Here is a 12,371-nt window from a genome sequence, read left to right on the forward strand (position 1 = left end):
TCGCTTTCTCCCCACGCGCACCCATTGACGCCACCTTGGCGCGGACATGACCATTCCGTTCCGAGGGTGTGGGAAATCGCTTTCGCATGGCGGAAACCGGGGAGGCGCCCGTGTACGTCCAGGAACTGGAACCCGTCGCCGGCTCGCTCGGCCTGTCCGCCCTGGTGGCTGCCTTACCCCTGGTGATCGTCCTGGTCCTGCTCGGCGGCGTCCGCATGAAGGCGCACCTGGCGGGCCTGACCGGCCTCCTCGGGGCCGTCCTGGTCGCCTGGCTCGCCTACGGCATGCCGCTCGGCCAGACCCTCTCCAGCGGCGCCCAGGGCGCCGTCTTCGGGCTCTTCCCCATCCTGTGGATCGTCGTCAACGCCCTGTGGGTGTACCGGATGACGGTCCGCACCCGGCACTTCGACATCCTGCGCCGTTCCTTCGGGCGGCTCTCCGACGACCCGCGCATCCAGGCGCTCGTCGTCGCCTTCTGCTTCGGGGCCCTGCTGGAGGCGCTCGCCGGCTTCGGCGCGCCCGTCGCGATCAGCGCGGTCATGCTGGTCGCCCTCGGCTTCGAACCGGTGCGCGCCGCCGTCGTCGCGCTGGTCGCCAACACCGCTCCCGTGGCCTTCGGCGCCATGGGCACCCCGGTCGTCACCCTCGCCCAGGTGACGGGGCTTCCGCTCGACTCCGTGGCGTCCGTGGTGGGCCGTCAGACGCCGCTGCTGGCCCTCGTGGTGCCCCTCGTGCTCGTCTGGCTGGTCGACGGCCGGCGCGGGCTGCGCGAGACCTGGGTGCCCGCCCTGGCGTGCGGAGCGGCCTTCGCGGTCGCCCAGTTCGCCGCCGCCAACTACGTCTCCGCCCAACTCGCCGACATCGGCGCCGCCCTGGCCGGAGCGGGCGCCCTGGCCGCCGTCCCGCACGCGCGCGTGCCAGCCGCCGAGTCCGTACGCGCCTCCGTGCTGACCGGCGTCCGCAGCGACGAACTGGACGAGCAGGACCCGCCCCGCGAGGTGCTGCGCGCGTACGCCCCCTACGCGCTGATCGTCGTGATCTTCTCCGTCGCCCAGATCCCGGCCGTCGAGGACTGGCTCGCCGGGGCCACCCGGACCTTCGACTGGCCCTGGCTCGACGTGGCGGGACCCGACGGCGAACCGGTCTCCGGCAACGTCTTCACCTGGCCCGTCGTCTCCACCGGCGGCACGCTCGTGCTGCTCGCCGGGATCGGCACGGCCGCCGTCATCGGCGTCCACGCGCGCGTGGCGGTACGCGAATGGCTCGCGACCGTCCACGAACTGCGCTTCGCGATCCTGACGGTGACGTCCGTCCTGGCCCTCGCCTACGTCATGAACCTCTCCGGGCAGGCGGCCACGATCGGCCACTGCGTGGCGGCGGCCGGAGCCGGACTGGCCTTCCTGTCGCCCGTCCTCGGCTGGTTCGGCGTCGCCGTGACCGGCTCGGACACCTCCGCCAACGCCCTCTTCGGCGCCCTCCAGGTGACCGCCGCCCGCGAGTCCGGACTCTCGCCCGAGTTGCTGGCCGCCGCCAACAGCTCCGGCGGCGTCCTCGGCAAGATGATCTCCCCGCAGAACCTCACCATCGCCTGCGCGGCCGTCGGCCTGGCGGGCCGCGAGGGCGACCTGCTGCGCAAGGTGCTGCCCTGGAGCCTGGGCCTGCTGCTGGTGATGTGCCTGATCGTGGTCGGCCAGAGCACCCCGGTCCTGGGCTGGATGCTGCCCTGACCTGAGGTTACGGCCGTGGGTCCACTCGGCGACCGCCCGGCGCACCGCCGTCGGGTGCGGGTAGTTTGGACCGACCGATAGGACTTTCCAGGAAGAGGCTCGGCGTGGCTGCTGATCTGTCGCAGGTCGTCAAGGCGTACGACGTACGCGGGGTCGTCCCCGACCAGTGGGACGAGTCCCTGGCCGAGCTCTTCGGGGCGGCCTTCGTACAGGTCACCGGCGCGAGCGCGATCGCCACCGGGCACGACATGCGCCCCTCCTCGCCCGGCCTGTCCCGGGCCTTCGCACGCGGGGCCGCCGCACAGGGCGCCGACGTGACGGAGATCGGCCTGTGCTCGACGGACCAGCTGTACTACGCCTCGGGCGCGCTGAACCTGCCGGGCGCCATGTTCACGGCCTCCCACAACCCGGCCCAGTACAACGGCATCAAGATGTGCCGCACCGGCGCCGCCCCCGTCGGCCAGGACACCGGCCTGGCGGAGATCCGCGAACTGGTCGAGCGGTGGAGCGAGTCGGGCGCCCCGGAGCCCGCCGCGCGGACGGGCACGATCGGCGCCCGCGACACGTTGCCGGACTACGCGACCCACCTGCGCTCCCTGGTCGACCTGACCTCCATCCGCCCCCTGAAGGTCGTCGTCGACGCGGGCAACGGCATGGGCGGGCACACCGTCCCCGAGGTCCTCGCCGGCCTGCCCCTGACCCTGGTGCCGATGTACTTCGAGCTGGACGGCACGTTCCCCAACCACGAGGCCAACCCCCTCGACCCGGCCAACCTCGTCGACCTGCAGAAGCGGGTCCGCGAGGAGGGCGCCGACCTGGGTCTCGCCTTCGACGGCGACGCCGACCGCTGCTTCGTCGTCGACGAGCGCGGCGAGCCGGTCTCCCCGTCGGCGATCACCGCCCTGGTCGCCGCCCGCGAACTGGCCCGGCACGGCGGCAAGGGCCTGATCATCCACAACCTGATCACGTCCTGGTCGGTCCCCGAGGTCGTGAAGGAGCACGGCGGCACCCCGGTCCGCACCCGCGTCGGACACTCCTTCATCAAGGCCGAGATGGCCCGCAGCGGCGCGATCTTCGGCGGCGAGCACTCCGCCCACTACTACTTCCGCGACTTCTGGAACGCCGACACGGGCATGCTGGCCGCCCTGCACGTCCTGGCGGCCCTCGGCGGCCAGCAGGGCACCCTTTCCGCCCTGGTCGCCTCCTACGACCGCTACAGCGGCTCCGGCGAGATCAACTCCACGGTCGCCGACCAGCAGGCCAGCCTCGCCGCGATCCGCACGGCGTACGAGGGCCGCGACGGCATCACCCTCGACGAGCTCGACGGCCTCACCGTCTCCGCCGCCGACTGGTGGTTCAACGTCCGCCCCTCGAACACCGAGCCGCTGCTGCGCCTGAACGCGGAGGCGAGGGACGCGGCCACGATGGCACGCGTGCGGGACGAGGTGCTGGGGATCATCAGGGGCTGAGGCCCCCGTCCCACCGGCGGTAACCTGACCAGGCACAACCCAAGCGCCCGCACCTCGAAGGAACCCCACATGCCCCTGGAATCCGGCCTCCTCGAGATCCTCGCCTGCCCGGCCTGCCACGCCCCCCTCAAGGAGCAGGACGCCGAGCTGATCTGCACCGACGCCCAGTGCGGCCTGGCCTACCCGGTGCGCGACGGCATCCCCGTCCTGCTCGTCGACGAAGCCCGCCGCCCCGCGTAGCCGGCACGTCGCACCGCCCGGGCGCACATACCTCCCGGGCCCCGCGGGCACCGACGTAGCACGACATCCGCACAACGGACCCCGGCCACCGGAGGCTGCCGCTCATGCTCGACGAATCGCTGCTCGACTCCCCGGAGGGCCTCGCCGAGGCCGACCACCGCGGTCTGCTCCGCGGCGCCGCGGAGGCCGGTGCCCGCGTCCGCACGGCCGCCCGCCACTCGGCCGAGGCCGGCATCAACGACCTCAAGCCCGACGGCCGCCCCCGCGCCGTGCTCATCGCCGGGCCCGGCGCCGCCGCCACCCACGCGGCCGACCTCCTCGGCACGCTCGCCGGCGCCGGCAGCCCCGTCACCCGCCTCGCCCCCACCGGCGTCGCCCCCGCGGCGGGCGCCCTGCGCTGGGAACTGCCCGGCTGGGTCGGTTCGGTCGACCTCCTGCTGATCACCACCCCCGACGGCACCGAACCGGGTCTGTCGCTCCTCGCCGAGCAGGCCTACCGCCGCGGCTGCAGCGTCGTCGCCGTGGCCCCCGGCCGCTCCCCGCTGGCCGACGCCGTCAACGGCTCGCACGGCCTGTTCGTCCCCATGGCGACCGCGCCGTACGACCAGGAGGAGCCCTTCGCCGCGTCCGCGCCCGGTGTGCTGTGGGCGCTGCTCACCCCGCTCCTCGCGCTGCTGGACCGCACCGGAGTGCTCGCCGCCCCACCGGACGCCCTCGGCAAGGTCGCCGACCGCCTCGACCGCGTCGCCGAACGCTGCGGCCCCGCCATCGCCACCTACAGCAACCCCGCCAAGACTCTGGCCTCCGAACTCGCCGACGCGCTCCCGATCGTGTGGACCGAGGGCATCTCGGCCGGCCCGGCGGGCCGCCGCTTCGCCGCCGCGCTCGCCGAACTGTCCGGCACCCCCGCGGTCGTCGCCGAACTCCCCGAAGCCCTCGCCGCCCACAGCGCCCTGCTCGCCGGCCCGCTGGCCGCCAGCGCCGACCCCGACGACTTCTTCCGAGACCGGGTCGACGAGCCGCCCGCCCTGCACGCGCGCGTGGTGCTCCTGCGCGACCGCCCCATCGGCGGCCTCACCGCCGCCCCCGGCGCCCGCGACCTCGCCCTCAGCCACGACACCCCGATCAGCGAACTGGAACCGGAGGAGGGCGGCGAGCTGGAGACCCTCGCGGAACTGATCGCCATCACGGATTTCGCCGCGGTTTACCTGGCGCTCGCCTCAAGGGTCTGATCTTGCCCGGGACACCCTGACGCGCCTGTCCGCCCGCACACGCAGAGAGAACCCCATGGACCGCCTCGACAACACCATCCGCCCCTACGCCTGGGGTTCCCCGACCGCCATCCCGCAGCTGCTCGGGGTCGAACCGACCGGGGAGCCGCAGGCGGAGATGTGGATGGGCGCCCACCCCGGCGCCCCCTCGCGCACCGGGCGGGGCACGCTCGTCGAGGTCATCGGCGCCGACCCGGAAAAGGAACTCGGACCGGCCGCGGTCGCCCGCTTCGGCCCCCGCCTGCCCTTTCTCCTCAAGATCCTCGCCGCCGGGGCCCCGCTCTCCCTCCAGGTCCACCCCGACCTCGCGCAGGCCCAGGAGGGCTACGCGGACGAGGAGCGCCGCGGCATCCCCGTGGACGCCCCGCACCGCAACTACAAGGACGCCAACCACAAGCCCGAACTGATCTGCGCGCTCACCGCGTTCGACGGCCTGTGCGGCTTCCGCGCCCCGCTGGAGGCCGCCGGGCTGCTCGACGACCTCGGCGTCGACTCCCTCAAGCCCTACGTCGACCTGCTCCACGCCCACCCCGAGGACGCCGCCCTGCGCGAGGTCCTCACGGCGATCCTCACCGCCGACCGCGAGGAGATGACCCGCACGGTCGAGGAGGCGGCCGCCGCCTGCACCCGCCTCGGCGGCGCCTACGCCCCCTACGCCGACATCGCCCACCACTACCCGGGCGACCCCGGCGTCATCGCCGCGATGCTCCTCAACCACGTCCGTCTCCAGCCCGGCGAGGCCCTCTACCTCGGCGCCGGCGTCCCGCACGCCTACCTCAACGGCCTCGGCGTGGAGATCATGGCCAACTCCGACAACGTCCTGCGCTGCGGCCTGACCCCCAAGCACGTCGACGTCCCCGAACTCCTGCGCATCGTCCGCTTCCACGCCGCCGACCCGGGCGTCCTGCGCCCCGAGGCCGCCCCCGACGGCGAGGAGGTCTACGAGACGCCCATCGACGAGTTCCGCCTCTCCCGCTACGTCCTGCCCGAGGCCGGCACCACCCACGACCTCACCCGGGCGACCCCGCAGATCCTGCTCTGCACGGCCGGCACCGTCCGCGCCGGCGAGCACGACCTGACCCCCGGGACGTCCGTCTTCGTCCCGGCCGGCGAAACGGCCGAAGTGTCCGGAACGGGAACGCTTTTCCGGGCCACCGTCGTCGCCTGACCGTTTCGACACCCCCCGTGCTGGTGACCTGAGACACCGCGGCCCGAACGGGCTGCAACAATGGCCCACCGTCAAGCACGGGCAAAGCCACGGGCGCCGCGCACGGCGGCGTCCCGGCCCTGGAACGGCGTACGAAGGGACAACGCGAACACATGAGCGCGTCAGGCGGCACCAAGGCGATCGTGGCGGCACTGGTCGCCAACCTCGCGATCGCGGTAGCGAAGTTCGTGGCGTTCCTCTTCAGCGGCTCGTCGTCGATGCTCGCGGAGTCCGTCCACTCGCTCGCCGACTCCGGCAACCAGGCACTGCTCCTGGTCGGCGGCAAGAAGGCCAAGCGCGAGGCCACCCCGCAACACCCCTTCGGCTACGGCCGCGAGCGCTACATCTACGCCTTCCTCGTCTCCATCGTCCTCTTCTCGGTCGGCGGCATGTTCGCCCTCTACGAGGGCTACGAGAAGATCAAGCACCCGCACGAGCTGACCCACTGGTACTGGCCGGTCGGCGTCCTGGTCTTCGCGATCATCGCCGAGACCTTCTCCTTCCGCACGGCCATCAAGGAGTCCAACCTCCTGCGCGGCAAGCGCTCCTGGAAGGAGTTCGTCCGCCACGCCAAGGCCCCCGAGCTCCCGGTCGTCCTCCTGGAGGACCTCGGCGCCCTCGTCGGCCTGATCCTCGCCCTCGGCGGCGTCGGCCTCGCCCTGCTCACCGGCGACGCCGTCTGGGACGGCATCGGCACCCTCTGCATCGGCATCCTGCTCATCCTGATCGCCCTGGTCCTCGCCGCCGAGACCAAGTCGCTCCTGCTCGGCGAGTCCGCCGGCGTCGAAGAGGCCCAGAAGATCGAGGCCGCCGTCGTCGACGGCGACACCGTCACCCGCGTCATCCACATGCGCACGCTCCACCTCGGCCCCGAGGAACTCCTCGTCGCCGCCAAGATCGCCGTCCGGCACGACGACACCGCCACCGAGATCGCCTCCGCCATCGACTCCGCCGAGGCCCGCATCCGCGAGGCCGTCCCGATCGCCCGCGTGATCTACCTGGAACCGGACATCTACAGCGAGACCGAAGCCGCCAAGGGCCCCGACCCCGAGGCCTCCCCGGGCGGCCCGGCCCCCGCGGCCCACTGACCCCTCACCACGCGACCACGGGGCCCGCCGGACCACCCGGCGGGCCCCGTCGCCGTCCCCGGCCGCGGCCCATGATCGGCTCGATGTGTTCGCGGACGGGCTGGGGTTCGCCCCCGCCCCCGGTGTAGCTTGGGACGGAGCCAGACGTCGCTGCTGATGGCGGTCGGGCGGTCCCCCGGGGACCGGCCGAGGGAGAGAGGGCCTCCGACGGACTGCGCTGCGCATACGCGGGCATGCCTGTGTCCTCTTCCGGGCACCCCGGTGTCCGCCGCCGCGCAGACCAGCCGTACCCACCTCGACCCAACCCCGAGGAGCAGCTCGCAATGACGACTGTCGACAACCGACAGGACTTCAAGGTCGCCGACCTCTCCCTGGCCGAGTTCGGCCGCAAGGAGATCACCCTCGCCGAGCACGAGATGCCGGGCCTGATGGCGATCCGCAAGGAGTACGCCGAGGCGCAGCCCCTCGCCGGCGCCCGCGTCACCGGCTCCCTGCACATGACCGTGCAGACCGCCGTCCTCATCGAGACCCTGGTCGCCCTCGGCGCCCAGGTCCGCTGGGCCTCCTGCAACATCTTCTCCACCCAGGACCACGCCGCCGCGGCCATCGCCGTCGGTCCGAACGGCACCCCGGACAACCCGCAGGGCGTCCCCGTCTTCGCCTGGAAGGGCGAGACGCTGGAGGAGTACTGGTGGTGCACCGAGCAGGCGCTGACCTGGCCGGACAGCCCCACCGGCGGCCCGAACATGATCCTGGACGACGGCGGTGACGCCACCCTCCTCGTCCACAAGGGCGTCGAGTACGAGAAGGACGGCAAGGTCCCCTCGCCCGACACCGCCGAGTCCGACGAGCACCGCGTCATCCTGGAGCTGCTGACCCGCACCCTGGGCGAGAACCCCCAGAAGTGGACCCAGCTGTCCTCCGAGATCCGCGGTGTCACCGAGGAGACCACGACCGGCGTCCACCGCCTGTACGAGATGCAGCGCGACGGCGTCCTGCTCTTCCCGGCGATCAACGTGAACGACGCCGTCACCAAGTCGAAGTTCGACAACAAGTACGGCTGCCGCCACTCGCTCATCGACGGCATCAACCGCGCCACCGACGTCCTCATCGGCGGCAAGACCGCGGTCGTCTGCGGCTACGGCGACGTGGGCAAGGGCTGCGCGGAGTCCCTGCGCGGTCAGGGCGCCCGCGTGATCGTCACCGAGATCGACCCGATCTGCGCGCTCCAGGCCGCGATGGACGGCTACCAGGTCACGACCCTCGACGAGGTCGTCGACAAGGCGGACATCTTCATCACCACGACCGGCAACAAGGACATCATCATGGCCTCGGACATGGCCAAGATGAAGCACCAGGCCATCGTCGGCAACATCGGCCACTTCGACAACGAGATCGACATGGCCGGCCTCGCCAAGATCCCCGGCATCGTCAAGGACGAGGTCAAGCCGCAGGTCCACACCTGGACCTTCCCCGACGGCAAGGTGATCATCGTCCTGTCCGAGGGCCGCCTGCTGAACCTGGGCAACGCCACCGGCCACCCGTCGTTCGTGATGTCCAACTCCTTCGCGGACCAGACCCTGGCCCAGATCGAGCTGTTCACCAAGCCCGACGAGTACCCGACCGGCGTCTACGTGCTGCCCAAGCACCTTGACGAGAAGGTCGCCCGCCTCCACCTCGACGCGCTCGGCGTGAAGCTGACCACGCTCCGCCCCGAGCAGGCCGAGTACATCGGCGTCCAGGTAGAGGGCCCGTACAAGCCGGACCACTACCGCTACTGAGCCCGGCAGCACCGCTGCCGCTCGCTCAGGCAACCGGCCGGAACTCCGAGGCAGGCCCCCGCACCCCCGTGCCGGGGGCCTGTCCCGTTCCCGCCGGCCGATGCCCGGCCCAGCCCGTCAGGACCCAGGACCCCCATGCCCCGCGGCCGTTATTCGCTCCACGATCCGCACGATCACACCCCCCTCGCGGAAGAACACTTCCAGTGCGCCCCCGGCCCCTCCGGCTGGCGCTACGTCTCCCAGCTGACCACCCCCTCGGGCGATCACCACGGCTCCGTCGACCTCACCCTCGACGAACTCGGCCGACCCATCCGCCTGGAACTCCACGCCGCGGCCTGGCAGGTCCGCGGTGCCGCCCTCGACGGCGTCACCTGGGTCCGCACCGACCCCACCGGAACCGACGCCACCGAAGGCAACGTGCGCGCCCACGCCTTCACCGGCACCTCCCCGGCGTTCCTCGTCGCCACCGCCCGTCTGCTGCGCCTCACCCCCTCCGCCGCCACCCGCGTACGCCTCGTCGCCTTCACGGATCCGGTCCTCGCCCCGCGCACCGTGGACCAGTCGTGGACCTTGCTGAAAAGCGAAGCACACGCCACTGACAACGGACCCCTGAACGTGGACGAATACCAGGTCACAGCCCTGGACACGGGGGAACAGCACACCGTCCACATCGCCGGCGACGTCGTGCTCGCGGCCCCCGGCATCGAGCTCGAGGACCTCGAATCACCACCGTCGCAGTTCGGCTGAGCGTCAGGCTCCGCGAAGGCCCCGCCCCGCGCTAGGACGGCGGCACGAACCCGGTGCCGCGCCGCTCATCGGCCGGCACCTCCGGCGACGCCGCAGGCCGCGCATCCCGAGGCTCTGACCCGGCACCGGTCGGCACGACCGGAGGCACAACCGCACCCGCGGCGGGAGCAGCGGGCCCGGCCGGACCAGCCGCCGAGGCGGACACACCCCACTCGGCGGCGGACGCGACCGGCCTCTCGGCCGCAGCCCGCCCACCGGACGCGTCGGGGACCGCAACCCCGGAGGCAGCACCCGGACCGCCCCCGAAGGCCCGGCGGGCCTCCCGCGCCTGCCGCTCCTGCACCACGGCCGCCAGATAGGCCGCCGGCGGAACTCCCTGCGGCACCGGAGCCCCGGTACGTTCCGAGAGATCGGACGCCAGCCGCGCCGCCATCGACCAGCCCACCTGCGGATCCAGCTGCTGCATCCGCGTCAGGTACTGCCGCACGGCCAGCCACAACCCGTCCGGCACCGCCGACAGATCCAGCTGCGAGAACCGCCCCGCCAGCCACGGCGGAGGAGGCGGCACGAAACCGGTCCGCGTGACCGGGACCCGCTCCCGCACGACGAGAGTCCCCGCGAAGACATCCCCCAGTCGCCGCCCGCGCGCGGACACGAAGGAGGCGATGCAGGCGACGATCCCGAAGGTCATCAGGATCTCGATCACTCCGATCAGACCCCGCACCAGCGCGTGCCGGAACCGGATCGGTCCCCCGTCGTCACGCACCACACGAAGACCGCACGCCATCTTCCCGAGCGACCGCCCATGGCTGAGCGTCTCCACCGCGATCGGCACACCCACCAGCACCAGGACGAACGACGCGATCGACAGCGCCGTCTGCGCCGCCTCGTCCAGTGAAGCGGTGGAAGCGACCAGGGCGATGGTCACGGCGACGTAGACCGCCATGGCCGCCACCAGGTCGAGCAGCACGGCCAGCGCCCTGCTGGGCAACCTCGCGGGGCGCAGCTCCAACGCCACAGCCTCGCCCGTCACCAGCTCACTCACGCCCGCCGTCCTTCCCCTGCCCTGCCCCCGACAGGGCCAGTCTGCCAAGCTGAGGGCGCATCGCGCCGCAGTACGACAAGCTGATCCACGACGAGCCCGCCGACGAACAGCCGAGGAGCAGGCACACCGATGGACCTCGACGTCTTCGTCTCCGCCCACCGAGCGGAGTGGGACCGCCTCGAAGCCCTGCTCAGGCGCCAGCGCCGCCTCAGCGGCGCGGAAGCCGACGAACTCGTCACCCTCTACCAGCGCGCCGCCACCCATCTCTCCCTGATCCAGTCCAGCGCCCCGGACCCTCAGCTGACCGGCCGGCTCAGCCAGCTCGTGGCACGCGCGCGTAGTGCCGTGACGGGAAACCGACGCGCCTCCTGGCGCGACGTCACCCGCTTCCTCGCCCACGGCTTCCCCGCCGCCGTCTACAAGTCCCGCCACTGGTGGGTCCCGACGGCGCTCCTCTCCACGGCCGTCGCGGCCCTGCTCGGGTGGTGGATCGGCACCCACCCGGAGGTACAGGCCTCGATCGCGGCCCCAAGCGAGCTCCGCGAGCTGACCCGCCCGGGCGGCCAGTACGAGACGTACTACTCCAGCCACCCGGCAGCGAGCTTCGCCGCCCAGGTGTGGACGAACAACGCCTGGGCCGCCGCCCTCTGCCTGATCCTGGGCGTCTTCCTGGGCCTGCCGGTCATCTGGATCCTCTTCCAGAACATGCTCAACCTCGGGATCGGCGTCGGCCTCATGTCCTCGGCCGGCCGCCTCGATACCTTCCTGGGCCTGGTCCTCCCGCACGGCCTGCTCGAACTGACCGCGGTCTTCGTCGCCGCCGGCACCGGCCTACGGCTCGGCTGGACCCTCATCGACCCCGGCCCGCGTACCCGGCGCATCGCTCTCGCAGAGGAGGGCCGGGCCGCCATCGGCATGGCCATCGGCCTCGCCCTGGTCCTCTTCGTCTCGGGCGCCATCGAAGGCTTCGTCACTCCCTCGGGCCTCCCGACCTGGGCCCGCATCGCCATCGGAGTCGCCGCCGAACTGGCCTTCCTCGCCTACGTCTGGATCCTGGGCGGACGCGCCGCCCGCGCGGGAGAGACCGGTGACGTCGAGGCTGCGGAGCGCAGCGCCACGGTCCCCACGGCTGCCTGATCGTCCGCCCGACCGGCGGATGTGCGACCACGTCCGTTCAGCTGCTAGTCTCCTCTTCGCCCCACAGGAGCCGTTGACACGGTGAGTGTGGGGAGGTAGATTCGAACAGTTGCCTGTAGAGGGGCTCAGACCCCCGGATCGGCGACAGTGAGCATCTGTCTGCTTATTGAATCGCTGATGCTGATTCCAATGAAGCGCCTCCCGATAAATCGGAAATGAGTGGCCGGTCAGACCGGTTCAGAACTTCTGATAAAGTCGGAACCGCCGGAAAGGGAAACGCGAAAGCGGAAACCTGGAAAGCGCCGAGGAAATCGGATCGGAAAAGGATCTGATAGAGTCGGAAACGCAAGACCGAAGGGAAGCGCCCGGAGGAAAGCCCGAGAGGGTGAGTACAAAGGAAGCGACCGTTCCTTGAGAACTCAACAGCGTGCCAAAAGTCAACGCCAGATATGTTGATACCCCGTCCATCGGGCATCCGATGGTCGAGGTTCCTTTGAAAAAACACAGCGAGGACGCTGTGAACGGTCGGGCTTATTCCGCCTGACTGTTCCGCTCTCGTGGTGTCGACCGGATTACCGGTACACATTCACGGAGAGTTTGATCCTGGCTCAGGACGAACGCTGGCGGCGTGCTTAACACATGCAAGTCGAACGATGAAC

The 12,371-nt window shown here is 71.5% G+C and carries 10 protein-coding genes and 1 rRNA gene; 10 read left to right on the plus strand and 1 reads right to left on the minus strand.

Features of this window, described 5'->3' with window-relative positions; all coding sequences use genetic code 11:
* The first annotated feature begins 110 nt into the window (after positions 1–110).
* The 8 genes from ACPXCS_RS14525 to ACPXCS_RS14560 all read left to right on the plus strand — a co-directional run bounded on the left by ACPXCS_RS14525 (position 111) and on the right by ACPXCS_RS14560 (position 9,530).
* Positions 111–1,727 (plus strand): L-lactate permease, encoded by a 1,617-nt coding sequence (locus tag ACPXCS_RS14525; RefSeq protein WP_425947096.1) that lies wholly within the window; start codon positions 111–113, stop codon positions 1,725–1,727.
* A gap of 104 nt (positions 1,728–1,831) precedes the next feature.
* On the plus strand, positions 1,832–3,196 hold the full coding sequence (locus ACPXCS_RS14530; protein ID WP_425946786.1) for a phosphomannomutase/phosphoglucomutase: 1,365 nt from the start codon (positions 1,832–1,834) through the stop codon (positions 3,194–3,196).
* Between the two features lie 69 nt (positions 3,197–3,265).
* Positions 3,266–3,436: a Trm112 family protein gene (locus tag ACPXCS_RS14535; protein WP_425946785.1), complete on the plus strand. Its 171-nt coding sequence runs from the start codon at positions 3,266–3,268 to the stop codon at positions 3,434–3,436.
* A gap of 104 nt (positions 3,437–3,540) precedes the next feature.
* Positions 3,541–4,668: an SIS domain-containing protein gene (locus ACPXCS_RS14540; RefSeq protein WP_425946784.1), complete on the plus strand. Its 1,128-nt coding sequence runs from the start codon at positions 3,541–3,543 to the stop codon at positions 4,666–4,668.
* 55 nt (positions 4,669–4,723) lie between these two features.
* Entirely contained in the window at positions 4,724–5,875 is a 1,152-nt protein-coding gene (gene manA / locus ACPXCS_RS14545; protein ID WP_425946783.1) for a mannose-6-phosphate isomerase, class I, read from the plus strand.
* Positions 5,876–6,027: 152 nt separating this feature from the next.
* Positions 6,028–7,002, plus strand: coding sequence for a cation diffusion facilitator family transporter (locus tag ACPXCS_RS14550; protein ID WP_425946782.1), 975 nt, complete (start codon positions 6,028–6,030; stop codon positions 7,000–7,002).
* 323 nt (positions 7,003–7,325) lie between these two features.
* Positions 7,326–8,783: an adenosylhomocysteinase gene (gene ahcY / locus ACPXCS_RS14555; RefSeq protein ID WP_425946781.1), complete on the plus strand. Its 1,458-nt coding sequence runs from the start codon at positions 7,326–7,328 to the stop codon at positions 8,781–8,783.
* Between the two features lie 135 nt (positions 8,784–8,918).
* Complete coding sequence (locus ACPXCS_RS14560) at positions 8,919–9,530, plus strand: hypothetical protein (protein WP_425946780.1); 612 nt, start codon at positions 8,919–8,921, stop codon at positions 9,528–9,530.
* A gap of 31 nt (positions 9,531–9,561) precedes the next feature.
* Here ACPXCS_RS14560 and ACPXCS_RS14565 read toward each other — a convergent pair whose 3' ends face one another.
* Positions 9,562–10,575, minus strand: a complete 1,014-nt coding sequence (locus tag ACPXCS_RS14565; RefSeq protein ID WP_425946779.1) for an RDD family protein — start codon at positions 10,573–10,575, stop codon at positions 9,562–9,564.
* Between the two features lie 129 nt (positions 10,576–10,704).
* On the opposite strand from ACPXCS_RS14565, the gene ACPXCS_RS14570 reads away from it, so the two are divergent.
* Both ACPXCS_RS14570 and ACPXCS_RS14575 read left to right on the plus strand, forming a co-directional pair.
* On the plus strand, positions 10,705–11,712 hold the full coding sequence (locus tag ACPXCS_RS14570; RefSeq protein ID WP_425946778.1) for a stage II sporulation protein M: 1,008 nt from the start codon (positions 10,705–10,707) through the stop codon (positions 11,710–11,712).
* Between the two features lie 585 nt (positions 11,713–12,297).
* Positions 12,298–12,371, plus strand: a 16S ribosomal RNA gene (locus tag ACPXCS_RS14575); the annotation flags it as partial.

Origin of the sequence: Streptomyces sp. DT190 (assembly GCF_049846985.1) — a bacterium.
Classification (GTDB): domain Bacteria; phylum Actinomycetota; class Actinomycetes; order Streptomycetales; family Streptomycetaceae; genus Streptomyces.